Raw genomic sequence first — 20303 nt, 5'->3', positions numbered from 1 at the left:
GTAAGCGAAAATGATTAATGCTACTAAAATGGCAAGTACAGCATTTTTATTCATATCCATTCTCCTTACTTGTATATATACCCATGTATTTATCTCTTTTCAGGCATTCCATCACGTGTGAGGATATTTTTCCACATTTCATCTGGAATAGAGAGTGTCTGTTGACTATCACGTGGCAAATTAGTTCGAATATCTTCTTCTCTACATTCTTTTAGTTTCTTCACCCAATCCGGCTCCATTAGAATCTCTCTGCCTAACGCAAACAGGGGTATGCCTTTGTCTAATACAGCCAATGCATCGTCCGGTGTATGGATAGAACCAAGTGACAGGAAAGTTGTTCTGTCAGCGATTACATTCCGAAATATCTCTGATCTTGTCTTCGTTTGATCCGAACCACTACGAGGCATAGACCAGACATTTTTAACAGAGAGATGTAAATAGGTAAGATTTAAATCAGCTAGCCGATCTACTAATGCGATGCTCTCCTCCATTATTATCCCACCCTCTTCTGGTTCTTCTGGTGAGAAGCGATACCCAATTATAAAGTTGTTGTCCGCATATTGATCCCGTACCCGTTTTACTTCTTCTATCACAGCAAGCGGAAAACACATTCGTTTTTCCAGTGTTCCCCCCCACATATCTGTTCGGTGATTTGAATATCCAGAGAAGAATTGTTGGATAAGGTATCCGTTCGCCCCATGAATTTCTACACCATCAAAACCTGCAAGTATGGCCATTATAGTTGCCTGTCCGAAATCTTGAATATTAGATAGTATTTCTTCATGTGTGAGTGTACGCGGAATGTATGCTTCTCCTGCGTCCTTATAGATACTTGCAACAACGCCGCTTGGACTTACCATTTGCTTATCTTCAATATATCCGATCAGGCTCTCGCTCCCTCCGTGATGAAGCAGGAGAATTGCTTTTGCTCCTTTTTCTTGAATTGTAGCTGCCAAATTGGCGAGACCTGAAATATTCTGCTCCCCATAAGCCTTCATTTGGCGAGGAAAGCTTGTGGCAATGGGGGATATTGTTGCAGCAGCTGTAATGAACATGCCAGGGCCATCCGCTCTTCTTTTATAATAAGCAAGTTCCTCATGAGAAACGCTCCCATCTATATTTCCGGAATAGGTCGTCATTGGAGCCACGACTACTCGATTAGTAAGGGTTACTCCATTTGAAAGTGTGTACGGTGAAAGAATCTTTTCATATTGCTGTTTTGTCATAATATTTGTGCTCCCATTTCTGTGCTGTTTATATGATTTGTATTACAACGAATATTGTATTTCTAAAAGTAATATAAGTAAAATGAATGTTTCCTATGTAAACTATTCGAATCTCTCATGTATAATATAGAAAAGGATGTGAGACGATTTGAATTTCTTCCAACTTGAAGTGCTGTTGAAAGTAGTAGAGAGTGGGAATTTTACTAAAGCAGGGCAAGAAATCGGGTTGACACAATCAGGTGTGAGCCACAACATTACTACGCTAGAATCGGAACTTGGTGTGACACTATTAAAACGTGGAAGGGGCGGGACCTCACTAACAACTGCAGGTGAGTATATCATTCCACATATACGAGGTATTGTAGCTAATATGGCTCATATTGATCAGAAAGTTGCCTCCATAAAAGGACTGGAATTAGGAAAGATTTCTATCGGGAGTTTTCCTAGTTTTACAGCCTCATTTATACCTGCTTTGTTTTCTATATGTAAAGAACGCTTTCCTAATATCGAAATCGTATTATATGAAGGTGGGTATGAAGATATTGTAAAGTGGGTTGAAGAGGGTACTGTAGACCTTGGCTTTACCGCATTACCAGTTAAAGGTGTAGAATGTATACAACTATTGGAAGACCCTTTGTCTGCAGTTATATATGATGGACATCCTTTCATAGAAAAAGATGCTGTCACGATGGCAAACTTTGTTGAGGAATCGTTTATTATGTTACGCTCTGGATGTGAAACTCTAATAGAGGATGAATTTCGTAAAGCCAAACTTCCTCTGCATGTTTCCTATAATAGCAAAGACAATGAAACGGTACTCTCCATGGTAAAAGGAAAACTTGGCGTTACTATTATGCCGAATCTTGCCATTCCTGAAAATCTAGAGACGATGCATATTTTGCCTTTGTTTCCGCAGCTAGTCCGAAATATTGGATTAATCATAAAGTCTTCCGAAAACCTAACACCCATCGCACAAGAATTTCTTAAAATTGTAACAGATTATTTTAAAGAGCAAGGGAGTAAGGTTTAACAGGTGTTTCTGTATAAAGAGGAGTCTTTTATATTGTATGAAATGTAGTTTGTGAAAGATTGTACCTAAACTAATGGAGCAGGTTAATTGTATAGTGTTATTTTATAAATGTTCAACAAAAGGGCGCGATTCTGTAATAAGAATCAGCGCTCGTTTTTATTAAAGGGCCAGATTGTTGGAAACAGTTGAAACATATATATCATTTATTTGAAAGGAAGTACTTAGATGAATCTCAATCCGTTACATGGCTCGTTACAAAGGGTATGGGTATCGAAACTCGTCCTGGTCGACGCTACCTCTACAACTAGCGTTCCAAAAGAATTTACAAATAAAATCATCGTGGATACAAATCATGACCGAACGCAAATGCTGCAAGACCAAACGCGTTTTTTTTCTTTCAGTATATTTCCGAACTGAAATCCGATTGGTTCGATTAAATGAGATTACAAGCGGCGAATGAGGGACATTTTTCTGGTTTTAGAGAAAAGATTTATCCTTCATAAACTACCTTTCGTGTCAGCACCCTGATTTTTTAACGTAACGGAGGACTGACCTTTTTTTAGCTCCTGCAATTTTGTAGCGATCCCAATCGTCATTTCTTCTGTTACTTTAGGAAGATAAGACTTTAATACCTCATTAACCAACGGTCCCAATGCACCACCAGCATTAATCTCAAGAAAGCCTGTTATCCTCGTTTTATTTTTATCTATTACTTCTGCCAGGAAATAGCCACCGCCTGAAAGTTCCTCATTTAAACCCTTTAAATTAAAAGTAACCCTTGTCGGTTCAATCCATTCTTGTATAGTGGCCATTAGATTAATCCTTTTCTTTATGATTCCAATGTTACTATAAAATTCCCAAGTGGATTGACGATTAGTAATTTTTCGATGTTGAATATATCCAGGAATAAGTGGAGCCCAGTTATCCATATCCTTAACAAAATTCCAAATCTTATTAATCGGTAACTCTACCTCAACCTGATGCATTCCGCTTGGCATTTATTTTCCTCCTTCCATCTCAATAGTAAGGCCTTTATATATGTATATGTCATTTCCAACAAAGGGAGAGTTGTCCCTCATGCCTGGCTATATAACAACCAAATAGTTTCGAATCATAACTGATTTGAATACTATAAGAGTATAAATAATCATTAGAGGTGAAATATGGGTTACAGTCCTTTCCGTTATCTGGCGATGGGTGATTCCCTTACTGTGGGTATCGGTGTTCCAGCGTCTCTGCTCTTATTAATCTAACGTGTGCATTAGTTGAAAAAATAGTATAATCCTTGTTAAAAGTTTTAACACTTTCCAGAAAAAAGAGAAAATCCTACTGAAAATCCGATAAGTTAGCTTTTCAGTGGGATTTTGTGTTGATTGGTATCTAGAGTTTATAATGTTAATTCTTTAATGTTCCTCTTTTAGACTGGATATATTTTTTTAAGAATTCCAGTGCTTAATGTGGAAGACACTGTAATGAAGTAATTTGAGTTTTCAGTAGTTTGCTAATTACAGATTAGGATTATTGATATTCATGAAGGTGGAGATAATAAATAGAATTGAAGCATTTGATGACAAAATTACTTGCATTTTTAATGATTTAAACATGATCCCCATTTATTAAGTAAACTTAAGTTGAAATAAGGTTAATATATTTATGGTAATTAATACATTAATAGGTAGATTTGTTATGAAAATTTGTTGGTTTATCTAATTGTGTTTGTCCCTAATTATTTCCCATATCGTTTTTAGTTTACGAAGGTCATCTTCTGTATTTTGAGGAAGTTCATTATACCATAATTGAAGTTTTGGATTATGAATAATAGCAGCAATGTGACCTTTATTATATGTGGATTCCAAGATGTTTGTCCTACCAAGAAGGTAATCAGTGCTAACATTTAAATAATCAGCAATAGACTGTAATGTGTCGTAATCAGGTTTTCTATCATCAGATTCATACCTAGATAATACAGTACTCGAAACACTAATTTGCTTAGCAAAATCTTTTTGAGAAATATATTTTTTTCACGCAAATATCTAATTCGATTCTAAAGAAACCAAATTAATCACCACTTATTAAAGTAATTTATTAATTAAATGTTAGCATTTACTCCATTATTAAGTACTTTTGTTACCAAAAAGGCAAAAAAATATTTAGATTCACGCTCCCTCAAAATCCAGCAGACATTAGTAGCAGATTTATTTCAACGAATGACTGGTTTGGAATATTTGATACGATGCACTTTAATGTTTCTATTTTTAGTTATTCAGCTTTACTTTATAATTTTATTTTATTTGTACCGTTTGGGATTTTCTTATTACTCCTTTTCAATTTAAAAAGTAAGAAAAAAGCAATTTCTATTGTTATTTTAAGTTGCTTAGTGATACATGTCGCCCATCGTTTACTTGGGTGGTCTGGTTTTACTAAGAGCCACTTTGGTAATATGGATATTATCTGTTTGTTATTTAATATTTTGGGTGGGGTCGTAGGAATATTTTTAGTAAAGTACGCAGTAAATTATATTCACTCATATAAAATAAACAACCAAACAAAAATTGTCGAGTAAAATATACACAAATATACCTAAAAACGTTCCCAAACAGAATTTTGGAAACACACCAAGCACGAACATTGTTAAATCAGCGTTCGTGTCTTTTTACGATGACTATTGTTTATACAGCTTTTTATGCAAAGGTAAATTAACATTTCTTCAATAAGACTACTTCCAGGGACTTTAGTTGGAAATAATTTTCAACTATCGTGGGCTTTTCCGAATCATGTTGCGAGGTGAGATTTGAATGGGGATTAATATTTTGATGCATACAATGGTCTTTTTAGGGCAATTAATTAGCGTCAGTTTAATATTAGCTATTTTTACTACTGTTTTTGTGAAAAGTAGGAAGCAAGGTTTTGTATTTTTAACTATCTATATATTACTAAATATATACTCTCTAACTATTGGATTTAAATTTTCATTGGTAATGGGGAGCGGTATGTTGATTATATATATTTGCTTAGGTATATCAACTTACTTTGTTATTAAAAAGAAACTTTTAAACAGAACTGCTGTTTAGATTAATCAAATAAAGGGACCTATTTTGACAAGCAGAAGGCAAGATCACTGCCTCGATATTCCACAATCGTGCGCGATTCTTTAATAAGAATCAACGCTCGGTTTCATTAAAAGCCATATGGATAAAGTTTCGTGTGCTACTAGAGGTCATTCATTTTTTTGATAAGAAAGTTTCATTTGTTTTCAAATTATTTCCTTAATAAATAAGATACTTTTAGTATAAGGATTTATTTAACAAAAGATCATGGACACATTAAATATCCAAATATTGTGTAGTTATGAGTGAACACTTTGAGGATTATGTTCAGTGTTTGAAGGGTTTTCTACAGAGGAATTAGCTCTTTATGAATCTTTTACTTCGATCTAATGAATGCTTTATTAATTTGTAAATCGAGCATAAATTTTTTAAGTTAGCAGGTAGAAGCATCCTATAATTATCAAGGTCGTACGAGAAAGCTTGGTAAGGCAACATACAATTTAGTTTTGAAATAAGGGAAAATTGAGACTTTACAAAGAATTCTAACTCCTGTATATTTATTCTCTATTAACGACATAAAACGACAGTGTTGTGATATGTCTAAATCTATGAAAGGCGTGTGATTTAATGGAAAATGAACAGAGCGTAAAGAAGAGGAGTTGGCTCAAAGTACCGCATACATATACAATTATTTTTGCTATTATTTTTTTAGCAGGTATTTTAAGTTATATTATTCCAGCAGGTGAGTTTGATCGTGTCGAAGATGATGAAGGGCGAATGCTCGTTGTAGATGGAAGCTATCATCATATTGAGAGTGATCCAGTTTCATTTTTCGAAATGTTTACAGCGATTCCAATGGGGCTTGAAAAAGGAGCTCAAATTATTTTCTACATTTTCTTAGTTAGTGGTGTATTTGGAATTATTCATTCAACAGGTGCCATTGAAGCTGGTGTCTATAAAGGGGTAAAAGCTTTAGAAGGCAGAGAAAAATTACTTATTCCTTTATCGATGATTTTATTCTCTGTTGGTGGTTTTACAATGGGAATGGCAGAAGAAACAATTATTTTCGTACCAATTGGTGTGGCCATTGCACGCGCGATGGGCTTTGATGCTGTAACAGGAACAGCCATGATCACACTTGGTGCTGCCAGTGGATTTTTTGGAGGAATGCTTAATCCCTTTACAGTAGGTGTTGCGCAATCATTAGCAGATGTACCATTATTCTCAGGGATTGGCTTCCGTGCAGTAGTCTATGTTTTTGTATTAGGTTTTGCTATTTTCTATGTATCTCGCTATGCTTTTAAGGTGAAAAAGAATCCACGGGCAAGCGTTATTTATGATATTGAGCAAAAAGCTAAATCCAATGTATCAGTGATTGACATTCCTACATTAACTGGAAAGCATAAATTTGTATTTATTGTCATGGCTTGTGGAATTGGCTTTAATATTTATGGTGTCTTTAATTGGGGCTGGTTCTTAACACAGCTAACTGCATCCTTTTTAATTATGGGGTTAGTTGCAGGATTAATTGGTGGTTTAAAACCTGCCACTATCTTTGATTCCTTTATTGAGGGAGCTAAGGCTGTAACGTTTGGTGCTTTAATTGTAGGCTTTGCCCGTGCCATTACAGTTGTTTTGGAACAGGGGAAAATTATTGATACGATCGTGTATGCAGCATCTGAAACAATTGGACATTTACCACATGCTATTAGCGCAATCGGCATGTTAATTATCCAAGCACTTTTAAATTTATTTATTTCATCAGGCAGTGGACAGGCGGCAGCAACAATGCCAATTATGATTCCAATTACTGATTTATTAGGATTAGAACGACAAGTGGCTGTTTTAGCCTTTCAATATGGGGATTCCCTAACAAACTCTATTATCCCTACTTCATCGGCATTAATGGCGTATTTAGCTGTTGCAGGTATCCCATATGAAAAGTGGATTAAATTTATTTGGAAGATGATACTTGGTTGGATAGTTATTGCTTGTCTAGCGTTAATTGTTGCGGTAGCCATAGGAATCACTTAAAACATGAAGTAATCTGACCCACAAAAGTTAGACAAATAATTTAAGCAAGTTCTAAGATCTGAGTCCGGTATTGTATTGGATTCAGGTTTTTTAATTTTGCTTTCATACGTTAGGATGACTCTCTCTTCAGCTTTTAAACGCTTAACGGCTTGCTTCAACATATAAAGGGCGTTTTGCTGACGTGTACTGGACAGGGGGGATGTTTGGCTACTTCCCATCCTACGCATTAGGGATGATTTATGCGGGCAATGGATAAAGATCTTCCAAACAATGATGACTTACAGGCAAAAGGCGAGCTTCTGCCAATTCGGGAGTGGCTAACAGAGAAAATACATCAATACGGTGCGTTGAAAAAGCCGTTTGAGTTACTACAAGAGGAGACAGGGGAAGGCTTAAATGCAAAGTATCTTGCAAACTTACTTACAAGATAAATATATAAAGCTATATCAGTTATACAAAACAAGCGATTTCTCTACAACGAGAAATCGCTTGTTGCTTTTAAAAAAACGGTTTACCAAAGCTTGAAGCCTTTTGAGCCAGCTGGTGAGTTAGAGATAATATCAAAGATTGGTATTGTGTAAGCAAATATGATTAATGCTACTAAAATTACAAGCCATACTTTAAAGTTTTCAAGAATTGGTGGTGTTGGACCACTGCTTTCATGGATCGGACCAATAGGGAATTCCTCTTCACCTTTTGGCGCAAACCAAACTAATTTTATTACGATGTACGTAATGACTAAAATCGCTATGAATAAAATAGTACCGCCAACAGCTTGTGCAATTTGATATGGAATCCAATCATACGCTTGTTGAGCACCGCCATACTCTGAGTAGTCAGAGCGACGAGGAGCACCGATTAATCCTGCAATATGCATTGCACCGGACATAATAGTCATGCCCACGCCCCATAAAACACCCGAAACAATACCAAGTGAATTTAACGACTTCGTTAGTGTACGACCAGTTAAATGAGGAATTAACCAGAACGCTGCACCGAAGTATGTTAACACTACTGCACTAGCAAATGTTAAATGGAAGTGTCCAGTAACCCAAATTGTATTATGGATGAGTTGGTTCATTTGATAGGATGCATTGACAATACCGCCTGCACCACCAGGGATGAATGATAGCATACCAATGAACGGAACTAAGAAGCGTGCATCTTTCCACGGTAATTTTTTAAACCAACCAAAAATACCTTTACCTCCAAGTTCGCGGCCACGTAATTCAAACGTTGCGAATAGAGAGAATGCTGTCATTAAGGAAGGGACAACAACGGCCATTGTTAAAACAACTTGAATGAATTTCCATGTTGTATCGATTCCTGGCTCTGTTAATTGGTGATGTAAACCAACCGGTACAGAGAAGATTAAAAACAGCATAAATGATAAGCGAGCTAATGAGTCAGAGAAAACTTTCCCGCCAATGACTTTTGGAATAACAACATACCATACCATATAGGCAGGCAATAACCAGAAATAAACGAGCGCGTGACCAAAATACCAGAATAATGTCCGAGACAATAACACATCTACACGTTCAATGAGACCAAGAGACCAAGGTAACAGTTGGAATAAAACAGAAACTGCTACACCTAAAGAGGCCACGAACCACAGTAAATTATTGACTACAACCATAAAAGATAATAGGGGAGACGTTTGGCCTTTATGTTCTTTCCGCCACTGAACGTAACGTAAAATTTGTCCTGCCGCGCCAATCCAAGAGCCGACTACTACGAGCGTTAAACCGAGATAGAAAATCCAATGTGCTTGCAATGGAGCGTAAAAAGTATAAAGAACAGTTGCTTTATTTAATAGCACCATGACTGCAGCTGCTGCTGTACCGATAGTCATTAACCAAAAACCGATCCAGCCAAGTAATCGTTGTTTATCTGAAAGTGTACCAGATGTTCGGCTAACCCCAGCAATTTGGAAACCGAATATAAAGAATGTTGTTAAAATAAGACCGAGTAATACGCCGTGAACAGTTAATACTTGATAATAACCAATACCTGCTGGCAATGTGAATTGTCCTGAACGTACAAAAACTTGTAATAATCCAGCTAGACCACCTAATAATAATGCGATAAATGCCACATAAATATGGGCAAGTGCAAGTTTCGCATCACGACGATCCACCTTTGTCAAATTATTATTTAGACTCATTTGGATCCACCACCTTTAGCATAGAATGCATAAGCGTATGTCCTGTACCGCAGTATTCATTACATACTATTAAAAATTCCCCAGCTTGATTGATTTCAGCTACATATTCAGATATATAACCAGGTTCAAGCATCATGTTAATATTTGTACCTGCGATTTCAAATCCATGTATAACGTCTTCACTTGTCGCGATAAATTTTACCTTTGAACCAAGTGGCACTTCAATTTCGGGTGGATTGTAAAAGAAAGCAGATGCTAAAATGACAACTTCGTAATCCCAATCCTTACCTTCTACTTTGTGTACACCTGGATTCGTAAACGGTGCAATTTCTTTCACTTTTTCATAATCGATGGTTTTCTTATTACTGTTTGGATGAGAGCCTTGGTGAAACGCACCAATACCAAGAATAATAAGAAATGCAACTAAAGTAGCTACTCCAAATACAAGCCAGTACTTTTCGTATTTATGTATATGCATATCTCTGTCGTCCTTCCTCTGTCGTATTACTTACATCTTGTTGACGGAATAGTTCTTTTTGCTAATAAAATTAAAAGCGCTCAATGAATAAATTGAAGCAGTAAATCCAAATTAAAATTATGATAAAGCCGATACCAAACACTCCATAAAGTGAACCTTTTAGATTATCTTCTGACTTTTTTTTGTTGGCCATTTTTTACTCCCTCCTACGCTTTCATAGTGGCTTTCTTAAAGTCATGATATTGTAAATCAATTCTTTTTGATGTGAAAAAAATCACACAACCGAGTGGATTGTGTGAAAAAAATGTGAAATATTAGTTGAAATACGAAAGGAGCTGACTCAAATATGAGCCAACTCCTTTTTATGCAGATAACGATTTCGTATTCATAAATACTAGCTATAATTGCATAGAATGTATAGTTTGAAAGAATCAAGCTTATGTTCTTATTACTTCTTCCTCAATCGTTAGTAATACTGTTAATGCACCAACGTCTGGAATAGTAACGGGTAGTACAAATGCTTTTTCAAAACCGTATAATTTTGTGTTTCCAACCATTACAGTTGGTGGTGTAATATCTATATCTAGGCTTTCTTGTCCTACTGCAGTACATAGATTACCTGCAATCATGTTTCCGAATTCGCCAGTAAAAGACTCTAACATTTCGCCTTCAAGTGGCATGCCGAACATAGAGCTGCCGATACCACTAAATATGTCAGGGGAGGAATCTATAATTACACGTCCCTTTACATCTCCAATAAGGCCAATTAACACACCCATTTGCTGTTGTTGAAAGGGCTCAGAAATAATACTTGGCGTTTTCACTTGAATATCCATAGGGAGAATCGTTTTTAATGCATGGATTGTCCCGTTTAAAATAGTTTGAAAGTACTTCGAATTACTCATCATTACCGCATCCTTTTTCCGACTTTTCTACATCTTACCATGTTAAAAGGGTAAGATGAAAGTATGTCTTGACGAAATAAGGCGAAATTTATATTATATTAATGAGAATGATTTTCAAAATCAGTTAATTCACGCTACGGCATTCGTTGCTTTAGCTTACTATTTATAAGAAAAGGGGCGGTCAGCAATGACATTCGTATTGATCGGAGCAACAGTTGCTATTTATATTGGAGTGGGGAAATACGTCATGAAACAGGCGACTGCACATTTAAAATAATAGCGCTTTCGTTAGTGCTCTTGTTTTCAACATTTTTTACTATAAATGAATATATACCTAAAGAGTATGACCTGCGTCATACTCTTTAATTAACGTAAAAATTTCAGGAGTGGAGTTATTTATGGATTCATTATGTAATTGTAAAGAACTTGTGCAAATAAAAGTGGAAGCAGATTTTGGTTCTGATCCGTTATGGTGTAAGGTTTGTGGCTTTAACTTGGATATGGATAAAATGGAAATTTCTCCTTCTTTAAAGATACAGCTAAGATCATGGATAAATGATTATGGTGTTTGGGTAAAATGTGATTCTGATAGCTTAATTGTTGGAGGTGAAAATTTAGAAAAACAACATAATGAAGTAGGGCTTAAATTAACAGAAAAAGTGATAAATGAGTTGAAAAATATTAATATTGTATTTCAACCTTCTACTATGTATTTGGATAGTAATTAAATAGAAAGGAATAATCTAAATGAAAAAAGTAATTGTTCATTTTATGGTTTTTACTCTTTTATTTGCTACTATTGGGACAACTGTAAGTTATGCTAATGATGAAGAAGTTTTTGATGAAGATGATTACATAGTTGATTACCATGAGGGTGTTGAAGGTTTTGATTGGGCGATATTTCTGGATGATTCGGATGATAATGAAGGTTCTGACAATGATTCGGTAGAATCTCAAATTCAAGCAAGGGCTCTTCCTTTTGTACCTATTGTTATTGGGGTCGTAATAAGATTAGTTGCCAAATGGGTAGGAAAACAGGCTGTAAAGAAAGTATCTAAGCATGCAGCTGAAAGAGCTGCTCAAAGAGGTATTACTGAGAGGCATTTTGCATCCGCAATGGCGTATGGAACAAAATATGTAGATAAAAATACGGGAGCGAAAATTCTTTATCATTCACCAACTCAAACTACTTTAGTACTTGATAAAGCTGGAGATGTAGTAGTGACTTCTTATAAGCAACAAGTTCCTAAAGAAGCTTGGATAAACAAAAATTGGTGAACTATCATTTATTACTTTAATCTATAGAATTCTTTTGTCTAAAATCTGAGAGTATGACTTGTGTCATACTCTTTTATTTATGGAATTTTACAATTTGCGGCTTCAATTTGGATATGAATAAAATGAGCAATCGATAATTTAATAGATAAGAAAAAAATTTAGAAAAATAAAATTATTTCATAGCATGAAGAGTATTTGTTGCCGTTGTTTGTTAGAATTAAAAAGAAAATTTCTCTACAACAAGAAGCCATATCTACTAAAGTAAAAAAACAAAATAAAAATGGATGGGCACTAAAGCTACGTTCAATAGAAATTTAGGTGATGAATATGACAAAAATATTATTAACTGGATTTGTACCATTTTTAGATTATAAAATTAATCCCACTATGCAAATTGTTGAATATTTAAACGGAAGTTTGATGGAAGGCTATGAAATTGTGGGACGTACTCTATCCGTAGATTTTCAGCAATCCGCACAGCAGTTGAAGCAATATATTGCGGATATAAAGCCTGAAATTATTATTTCATTAGGATTAGCTGGAGGGCGTTTTAAAATAACACCAGAGCGAATTGCCATTAATGTTAAAGATGGAGAGCCTGATAATAATGGCTATACACCTGTAGATGAAAGCATATATGATGGTGGTGAGGATGCGTATATTACAAATTTACCTATTCGAAGTATGGTTGATCGATTATGTAAAGAAGGATATCCTGCAGAAATTTCAAATACCGCGGGTACCTATTTATGCAATAACATCATGTATGAAGGGCTAGTTTATGCAACGCAACATGAAGGAATTCGTGCTGGATTTATTCATATTCCTGCATCTTTCGAATTAGCTATACAGCATGGGAAAATACCGGGTTGGAACATTCAAGATTTAATAACTTGCATTAAGCTTTGTATCGAGGAAACAATTCATGCAACAACAAATAATTGAGTTTCCTCATACAATGTGGATTAGTCGACACACGATCCGTTTTGCCTTTAATGAAGTAATATCACAAGAAAATTTTCTTATTGTGCAAAAGTTTAATAGCTTTCTAAAAAAAGTACTACATTCAAATCTTATTGAAAGTGTAGCTAGCTATCATACTGTTACAGCATATGTTAAAGACAAAATTGATTTAGTTTTTTTACAAGAACAATGGCTTTTCATGCAAATTACCTCTCAAGTCGATGAAGGAACAAATCGTCAGCTACAAATTCCAGTTTGTTACGATGAGGAATTCGCTTTGGATATGTACCGTGTGATGGATTATACAGGTTTATCATTTGAGGACATAAAAAAAATGCACATGTCTAAATCATATAGTGTGTATTTAATCGGCTTTTTACCTGGGTTTCCATACTTAGGTGAGTTAGATAGCAAATTATTTGTACCTCGATTAAAAAAGCCACGGAATTTCGTGTCTGCAAGTTCTGTAGGAATTGGAGGGTTACAAACAGGGATTTATCCGCTCGATTCCCCAGGTGGATGGAATATTCTCGGTAAAACGCCAGTCAATTTATTTGATATTCATAGGAAAGACACCTTTATCTTTTCTCTCGGAGATCAAGTACAATTTTATGAAATTACTAAACAAGCGTTTTTAGAAATAAAAAGTAAAGGAGTGTAGCAAATGAAGCCACTTCTTATGGTTAAAAAACAAGGTGTTTATGGGAGCCTGCAAGATCAAGGGAGATACGGCTACCGTGCGTATGGTATTCCTCTATCTGGGCCAATGGACAAAATATCATTTCGAGTTGCCCATAATATTTTAAATAATGAGAAAGACCAAACGTCATTTGAAATGTTTATAGGTGGTTTTGAATTTCAAGCTTTAAATGAGGGAACTTATGTATTGACTGGCGCAACTTGTAATTGTTTAGTAAATGGTAGCCCTATTGAAATGTGGAAAACCTTTCAATTAATAAAGGGAGATATTTTATCAATAAAAAGTGTCAACCATGGCTCTATTGTATATCTCACGCCTAAAGGTGGCTTTCAAATAGATTCAATACTTGGTAGTAAGTCATGCTTACCCATCGTCGGTAATGCGATTAATGTAGGAAGTATCTTATATGGACAGAACGGAGAGACGTTACGATTTACAAGAGGGTTATATGCACCTTTTCGTCCTATAGTTAATACAGCTATTACAGTAAGAATTTTTAAAGGTCCTCATTTTGATTTATTTACAGAAGAGAGTAAACAACAATTTTTGAATAACTCATATCAGTTTGCTGGTGGAAATCGTATGGGCTATTATTTCAAAGGTAACGCCCTACATTTAAAAGACATAAAAGACATTCTTTCAGAAGCAACCCAATATGGGACAATTCAAGTTCCACAAAGTGGTGAGCCTATTGTTTTAATGGCAGATGCCCAAACGGTTGGCGGCTATCCAATCATTGCAACAATACACGAAGATGATTTACATAAAGTTGCTCAAATGCGCATGTTTAACACAATAAGATTTGCATTAATGGAGGAATAGATATGCCAATTGATATTAATTGCGATATAGGTGAAAGTATGGATGCTTTTACACTAGACAAAGATGAAGAAATTTTAGACTATGTGACGTCAATCAATATTGCTTGTGGTTATCATGCAGGGAATCATACCATTATGCATAAGACTGTACGAAATGCCATCCGAAAAAACGTTCTTATTGGAGCTCATCCAGGATATCCTGATCTTCAAGGATTTGGCCGACGGAATATGGATTTTAGTGCAGATGAAATATATAATATGATCGTTTATCAGGTAGGAGCTTTGCAAGCATTTGTTTCAGTGGAAAAAGGAGCACTTCATCATGTGAAGCCACATGGAGCGCTCTATAATCAAAGTGCTAATAATATAGAAAAAGCAACAGCTATTGTCAATGCAGTATATGATCTAAATCCAACTTATGTTTTATATTGTTTGGCTGGTAGTGAAATGGTGAAAATTGCAAAGAAGAAGGGTTTACGAGTATACGAGGAAGTTTTTTCAGATCGTAATTACAATGAAGACGGTACGTTAGTAAGTCGAGAAGACGCAAATGCGATAATTCAAACTGAGGAAGAAATGTTCGTTCATGTCAAAAGTATTTTGACTTCGAATGAAGTAATGTCGGTGCAACAAAAGAAAATCAAGATTTCTGCGCAAACATTATGTATACATGGAGATGGCCCACATGCACTAGCCTATGCAAAAAAAATTTATGAATTAAGAAAACAAATAGGATAAGTGAATAGGTAGTATGGATGCCCTAACATAGGCATTAAATTAATTTAGAGCATCCATACAGATAACATAGCTAATAGTTATATCGCATACTTAATTGCTGTATTTAATAGCAAAATAAGCAGACTGAAATTCTACGATTGATTAAATAATAGTCGATAATTCAACAGCTTCAATAATTATTGGAGTTCCAGCGGCGATAGAAGCTGTAACTATGTTAAAAGTTAGTTCAGTTGAGGAAACTGAATAGGAATCACCTTCCTGTAGCACACCATTGATATATAAATTATAGTACCCATTAATTATGACTGGGAAAGCAGTTGCTGCAGTACCGCTGTCAGTTAAAAAAGTTGTTGCAGCAAGCGTTGTACCATCTGTAATTGCGAGCGGGGTAGCTAAAATATTGAAAAACCTTGTGGATGTGCTAGAAACATTGACATTGATATTAATAATGGAAAGCGCCATGTACGTTCACCTCCTTTCAAAAGTTTTAGTTCACTTCAGTAAAAAAACCAATAGATTCGATAATAATTGGCGTCCCTCTATAAATGGTTGCGTTATCAGCATTTAAGCTTAGGGAAGTCGAAGATACGGAATAAATCCCACCTTCTTGCATGACGGCATTAATAAAGAGATTTACATAGCCATTTGGATGTTCTATGGAAAATTCTGTTACTGTTGCTCCGTTGTCATCTGAAAATAGATTAGCGGCAAGTGTGACCCCGTTCGTCAAATGAATATCTGATGTCACTATATAAAAATATCTATTCACTTTAGGTATAATTCTTTCATCGGAAACAATGATGGGAGGAGGTGCAATAACAGGGACATTAAGAGCTGTTATACGTGGCCATATAAATCTATCTTCACAGTCACATAAATGAATAATCTGACGACAATCTTTTTCCTTTACCATATATATAATCACTCCTTTAATTTATTTGTGCCCCTTGCTCCTATCTTCTTGAAAACTTTTCTTATTTTGTGCTTTGAAATATTAAAGGGAGTTAATAATTAAGTTGGTATTGTTATTCAGCTTTTCATAGTTCGCTATTCTTCTAAAATATGAAAAAAATCACAAGAAACTTAGTTATGCATCCATTGTGAGGGTAAATGTAGTAGATTTTTTTAGAACAATCGTGCAATGTCATTTTGGATAAACATGACTTTGTTGACGAATATTACGTCTGAAACCTTGATATATATGCTTTTCAAAGTAAATTAGTGTTATACTTTGCATATCTAATAAGGTAGAATACTAATTGTGAATAATTAAAAGGGTAAAGGGGTTTACGTTTTATGAAAGAATTTGAACAACAACTGGAAGGGCTTTTAAAGCAAGCTTCGTTACAATACATAATATATCAGCATAACGGTGATACAGAGCGTATGGATAAGACGTCACTATTTGCACGTAAATTACAACAAAAAGAGTATGTCATTGGCTTTGCTGGCCATTTCTCTGCTGGTAAATCAAGTATGATTAACGCTTTATCTGGTGAGAATTTACTTGCTTCCAGTCCGATTCCGACGAGTGCTAATATCGTAAAGGTCCATAAATCCGAAGAGGATTTTGCCATTGTCTATATGCACAATGAAAAGCCAGTTAAGTTTGAAGCAGGGTATGATTTTAAAACCGTAAAAGAGCTTAGTAAAAATGGGGATCTTGTATCGCAAATTGAAATTGGTCATAGTGCGTCTACATTACCAATTGGCGTAACGGTTATGGATACACCAGGTGTAGACTCAACAGATGATGCGCACCGCATGTCTACAGAATCAGCACTCCATATTGCAGATATTGTATTCTATACAATGGACTATAATCATGTTCAATCGGAGTTGAACTTTCAATTTACTAAACAATTAATGAAATACAATCCAAATGTCTATTTAATCGTTAATATGATTGATAAGCATAAAGAAAATGAATTAAGCTTTGACGAATTTAAAGCAACTGTCCACAATTCGTTCTCTGCTTGGGGCGTAGAGCCAAAGGGTGTGTTTTTCACTTCTTTAAGAGAGCCAGAGCATCCAAATAATGATTTTGAAGCTGTCAAAAAAATCGTCATGGATAGTATGAATGATTGGCAAGATCAGCTTGTTCATACAGCGACAAATACGCTGCGTTTATTGCAAAGCGAGCATGACAATTATTTAATGGAAGAAAAGCAAGATCGTTTAGAGATTGATGAGGACATATTGAGTGCAGATGATTGGGCACACCATCAAGATATATTAGAGCAATATAATAAATTAAGTCGTCAAGTAGAATTATTCTCAGTGGAAGCTTGGAATGAAACTTTCGAAGAAGAACGTAAAGAATTACTTGCGAATGCGGCAATAATGCCAGCAGATGTACGTGATAAATTACGTCTTTATTTAGAAAGTAAGCAGGAAGGGTTTAAAGTAGGCGGTTTATTTTCAGCAAAGAAAAAAACCGAGGAGGAACGCAATCGTCGTAAAGAGGATGCGTATAGTGCCTATCAAACAGTTGTCCATGCACAAATTACGGGTCACTTAAAAGCACTAATGAAAAAAGCATTAAAAGATGTCGGTGCTTTAAGTGAAGAGCGCGCACAAGCAGTGGATGCCTATGTGTTTGATTTACCATTTTCATTGATTGAACAACAAGTGCAAGTCGGGGCAATATTAACTGGAGATGCAGTTCTCAATTTTGCCAACCGTGTTGCGGAGGCAACAAAGCGTTATTTTATTCAAGAAACAGATGTCTGGAAAGATGCACAAGCAACAACGTTACAAGCTGTTGCAACTGAAACCGCTGCTCCATCTAAGTTGAAAATGGCTGGGATGCAAGCGAAAGTAGATGCCATTCAAGCAGTGCTAGAAATCGAAGGCTATCAGCAATATAGTGCAGGTGTAATGCATCAAGCAAGCAATGAAATTCGGAAAGAAGCGAATTATCAGCTCGAAGTTTGGGATAAAGCGTTTGAGCAAGACTTGGCTGATATTCGAATATTTGACGACTCCATGTTAAAGCCAAAAGAAGAGATCATGCAGCAAGAGGAAGCGCAGCAGGCGGTAAGTGCTGCGAGCTTGCCAATTGATGGTGTGATTAAGCGTGCATTGCATACAGCAAATGCAGTAAAAGAAGTACAAGGCTTTGCTGAAGTAGCAAGTTATTTAGAAAACAAAGTAGAGCGATTACAGAAAAAAGATTTTACGATTGCATTATTCGGTGCGTTTAGTGCTGGGAAATCTTCATTCTCTAATGCACTAATGGGTGCAAATGTGTTACCTGTATCACCTAACCCAACAACAGCGGCAATAAATAAAATTCGACCAGTGACACCAGAGCATCCTCATGAAACAGCAGATGTCCAGCTAAAAACTACTGCACAAATGCTTGAGGATATCCAAGGTTCATATGAGGCAATTGGTTTAACCGTTGCATCGTTAGAAGAAGCGTTTAACCGCGCAGATGAGGGACTTGCGGTACAGCTTACAGATGAGCGATTAAATGTGCATAAATCGTTTATCCGTGCATACAAAGAAGGCTACCCAACGTTTAAATCAGAACTAGGTCAAGTTTTACGTGTAGAGCGAGAAGAATTTGAAAAATTTGTCGCACAAGAAAATAAATCATGCTTCGTAGATAATATTGACTTCTACTATGATAGTCCGATAACGCGTATGGGTGTAACACTTGTTGATACGCCAGGAGCAGATTCAATCAATGCACGTCACACTGGGGTTGCTTTTGAATATATTCGTAATGCAGATGCCATTTTATTTATTACGTACTATAATCATGCATTTGCGAAAGCTGACCGTGAGTTCTTAATCCAATTAGGCCGTGTCAAAGACGCATTTGAGCTGGATAAAATGTTCTTTATCGTCAATGCAATTGATTTGGCAACGACAGAAGAAGAGCAAGAAGATGTCAAAGGCTATGTTCGTTCGGAATTACAACGCTTTGGCATTCGTTTCCCTCGTCTATACGGGGTATCAAGCTTAATGGCTTTAAAAGAAAAAGTAGAGGGTGGGTCATTTGCATCCGGTATGCCTCCGTTTGAGGATGCTTTCCATACATTCTTAAATGACGAACTAAGTGCATTGGCGGTGCAAGCACTTGCAGAGGAAGTTGATAAAACAGAGCAACGTTTAGGGGATTTAATTGCTCAAACAGAGGAAAACTTAAAACGTAAAGATGAACGTTTGGCGGAGCTAACAACGCTTGAACAGCACGTTAAATCTAAGTTTAATGCGTTAAATACTAGCATGATGGAAAGTGAGACAAAGCAGGAACTTGATGAGTTATTGTATTACGTCTTACAGCGTGTCTATTATCGCTACCCTGAATTCTTTAAGGAAGGCTATAATCCTTCAACTTTTGCCGCTATGCCTGCACAGCAAGCGTTGGAACATGCGTTGAAAGAAGTGTTACAAAGCTTACGTTTTGACTTTACACAGGAAATGCGTGTTACAAACTTCCGCTTATCACAATTTATTAGTAAGAAAATGCAACTGCGCTTTAAAGATGAAGTACGTGAGTTGAAAGAAATGAACCGTAGTTTCTCGTTTTTAGCATTTGAATCATCAGAGCCAGATTTATTAGCATTTGAAGGTCCGTTTGCTGAAATTTCAAAATATGCAAGTGTGAAATCGCATTTCCGCAATCAAAAAGCATTCTTTGAGAAAAATGAAAAAATGAAGCTAAGTGAAGCGTTAGAAGCATTAACAAAACCGGATGCACAAAACTATTTAGATGGACAAAAAGTATCTCTAATGACTTGGGCAATTACCTTTATCAGTGAGGAAGCAGAAAGATTACGTCTGCATATATACCATCAGGCATTAGAGCAAATCGCTACTGAACGACTTGCATTACAAGAAGAAAGTCGACTAGCATCGTGGAAATCTATTTACGCACAACTACAATACGCATGAGGTGATTC

At 35.9% G+C, this 20303-nt stretch carries 20 protein-coding genes and 1 pseudogene; 12 read left to right on the top strand and 9 right to left on the bottom strand.

From position 1 onward, the window contains the following. Window positions 1-89 precede the first annotated feature (89 nt). The gene (locus ACIQXJ_RS10290) at window positions 90-1226 is read right to left on the bottom strand and encodes an NADH-dependent flavin oxidoreductase (RefSeq protein WP_403052976.1); all 1137 of its coding nucleotides are present in this window, start codon (window positions 1224-1226) and stop codon (window positions 90-92) included. A 148-nt stretch (window positions 1227-1374) separates the two neighbouring features. Between ACIQXJ_RS10290 and ACIQXJ_RS10285 the strand changes: the two genes are divergently transcribed. After that, window positions 1375-2256 carry a LysR family transcriptional regulator gene (locus tag ACIQXJ_RS10285; protein ID WP_403052973.1) on the top strand — a complete coding sequence of 294 codons (882 nt, stop codon included), beginning with the start codon at window positions 1375-1377 and terminating at the stop codon, window positions 2254-2256. Between the two features lie 497 nt (window positions 2257-2753). On the opposite strand, the gene ACIQXJ_RS10280 is transcribed toward ACIQXJ_RS10285, so the two are convergent. Both ACIQXJ_RS10280 and ACIQXJ_RS10275 read right to left on the bottom strand, forming a co-directional pair. Further along, complete coding sequence (locus tag ACIQXJ_RS10280) at window positions 2754-3254, bottom strand: SRPBCC family protein (RefSeq protein ID WP_403052970.1); 501 nt, start codon at window positions 3252-3254, stop codon at window positions 2754-2756. Window positions 3255-3962: 708 nt separating this feature from the next. Next, window positions 3963-4268, bottom strand: a complete 306-nt coding sequence (locus ACIQXJ_RS10275; protein WP_403054882.1) for a helix-turn-helix domain-containing protein — start codon at window positions 4266-4268, stop codon at window positions 3963-3965. 89 nt (window positions 4269-4357) lie between these two features. Between ACIQXJ_RS10275 and ACIQXJ_RS24110 the strand changes: the two genes are divergently transcribed. From ACIQXJ_RS24110 to ACIQXJ_RS10260, 4 genes and pseudogenes are all read left to right on the top strand, one after another. Beyond that, window positions 4358-4819 (top strand): VanZ family protein, encoded by a 462-nt coding sequence (locus tag ACIQXJ_RS24110; RefSeq protein WP_483869688.1) that lies wholly within the window; start codon window positions 4358-4360, stop codon window positions 4817-4819. A 232-nt stretch (window positions 4820-5051) separates the two neighbouring features. After that, window positions 5052-5327 carry a hypothetical protein gene (locus ACIQXJ_RS10270; protein WP_403052967.1) on the top strand — a complete coding sequence of 92 codons (276 nt, stop codon included), beginning with the start codon at window positions 5052-5054 and terminating at the stop codon, window positions 5325-5327. 603 nt (window positions 5328-5930) lie between these two features. Further along, window positions 5931-7337, top strand: a complete 1407-nt coding sequence (locus ACIQXJ_RS10265; RefSeq protein ID WP_403052964.1) for a YfcC family protein — start codon at window positions 5931-5933, stop codon at window positions 7335-7337. 184 nt (window positions 7338-7521) lie between these two features. Next, window positions 7522-7790: pseudogene (locus ACIQXJ_RS10260) on the top strand (carboxypeptidase M32); the annotation flags it as partial. Window positions 7791-7848: 58 nt separating this feature from the next. Here ACIQXJ_RS10260 and ACIQXJ_RS10255 read toward each other — a convergent pair. From ACIQXJ_RS10255 to ACIQXJ_RS10240, 4 genes are all read right to left on the bottom strand, one after another. After that, the gene (locus ACIQXJ_RS10255; protein WP_403052961.1) at window positions 7849-9504 is read right to left on the bottom strand and encodes a b(o/a)3-type cytochrome-c oxidase subunit 1; all 1656 of its coding nucleotides are present in this window, start codon (window positions 9502-9504) and stop codon (window positions 7849-7851) included. Then, a complete protein-coding gene (locus tag ACIQXJ_RS10250; RefSeq protein WP_172770986.1) occupies window positions 9491-9982 on the bottom strand; it encodes a cupredoxin domain-containing protein in 492 nt (163 codons plus the stop codon). The genes ACIQXJ_RS10255 and ACIQXJ_RS10250 overlap by 14 nt, the downstream gene beginning before the upstream one ends. Window positions 9983-10052: 70 nt before the next feature. Beyond that, window positions 10053-10175, bottom strand: a complete 123-nt coding sequence (locus ACIQXJ_RS10245) for a hypothetical protein (protein ID WP_255639709.1) — start codon at window positions 10173-10175, stop codon at window positions 10053-10055. Window positions 10176-10419: 244 nt separating this feature from the next. After that, complete coding sequence (locus ACIQXJ_RS10240) at window positions 10420-10887, bottom strand: chemotaxis protein CheX (protein ID WP_401008054.1); 468 nt, start codon at window positions 10885-10887, stop codon at window positions 10420-10422. 398 nt (window positions 10888-11285) lie between these two features. On the opposite strand from ACIQXJ_RS10240, the gene ACIQXJ_RS10235 reads away from it, so the two are divergent. The 6 genes from ACIQXJ_RS10235 to ACIQXJ_RS10210 all read left to right on the top strand — a co-directional run bounded on the left by ACIQXJ_RS10235 (window position 11286) and on the right by ACIQXJ_RS10210 (window position 15387). Further along, complete coding sequence (locus ACIQXJ_RS10235) at window positions 11286-11615, top strand: hypothetical protein (protein WP_402760034.1); 330 nt, start codon at window positions 11286-11288, stop codon at window positions 11613-11615. A gap of 19 nt (window positions 11616-11634) precedes the next feature. After that, entirely contained in the window at window positions 11635-12165 is a 531-nt protein-coding gene (locus ACIQXJ_RS10230; protein ID WP_340825010.1) for a hypothetical protein, read from the top strand. Window positions 12166-12492: 327 nt separating this feature from the next. Further along, window positions 12493-13110, top strand: a complete 618-nt coding sequence (locus ACIQXJ_RS10225; protein ID WP_403052958.1) for a pyroglutamyl-peptidase I — start codon at window positions 12493-12495, stop codon at window positions 13108-13110. Next, complete coding sequence (gene pxpB, locus ACIQXJ_RS10220; protein WP_403052955.1) at window positions 13091-13789, top strand: 5-oxoprolinase subunit PxpB; 699 nt, start codon at window positions 13091-13093, stop codon at window positions 13787-13789. The genes ACIQXJ_RS10225 and pxpB overlap by 20 nt, the downstream gene beginning before the upstream one ends. Window positions 13790-13792: 3 nt before the next feature. Then, window positions 13793-14650 carry a 5-oxoprolinase subunit C family protein gene (locus ACIQXJ_RS10215; protein WP_403052952.1) on the top strand — a complete coding sequence of 286 codons (858 nt, stop codon included), beginning with the start codon at window positions 13793-13795 and terminating at the stop codon, window positions 14648-14650. Between the two features lie 2 nt (window positions 14651-14652). Next, complete coding sequence (locus tag ACIQXJ_RS10210; protein WP_403052950.1) at window positions 14653-15387, top strand: 5-oxoprolinase subunit PxpA; 735 nt, start codon at window positions 14653-14655, stop codon at window positions 15385-15387. 141 nt (window positions 15388-15528) lie between these two features. Here ACIQXJ_RS10210 and ACIQXJ_RS10205 read toward each other — a convergent pair whose 3' ends face one another. After that, window positions 15529-15849 carry a DUF4183 domain-containing protein gene (locus ACIQXJ_RS10205; protein WP_403052947.1) on the bottom strand — a complete coding sequence of 107 codons (321 nt, stop codon included), beginning with the start codon at window positions 15847-15849 and terminating at the stop codon, window positions 15529-15531. 25 nt (window positions 15850-15874) lie between these two features. Then, on the bottom strand, window positions 15875-16300 hold the full coding sequence (locus tag ACIQXJ_RS10200; protein WP_403052944.1) for a DUF4183 domain-containing protein: 426 nt from the start codon (window positions 16298-16300) through the stop codon (window positions 15875-15877). A 383-nt stretch (window positions 16301-16683) separates the two neighbouring features. Here ACIQXJ_RS10200 and ACIQXJ_RS10195 point away from each other — a divergent pair, with 383 nt between their 5' ends. Continuing rightward, window positions 16684-20295 (top strand): dynamin family protein, encoded by a 3612-nt coding sequence (locus ACIQXJ_RS10195; RefSeq protein ID WP_403052941.1) that lies wholly within the window; start codon window positions 16684-16686, stop codon window positions 20293-20295. The last annotated feature ends 8 nt before the right edge of the window (window positions 20296-20303 follow it).

The organism is Lysinibacillus sp. NPDC097868 (assembly GCF_044761135.1).
Classification (GTDB): domain Bacteria; phylum Bacillota; class Bacilli; order Bacillales_A; family Planococcaceae; genus Lysinibacillus.
The sequence above is the reverse complement of the archived record's forward strand: the minus strand, read 5'-3'. Positions and strand labels throughout refer to the sequence as shown.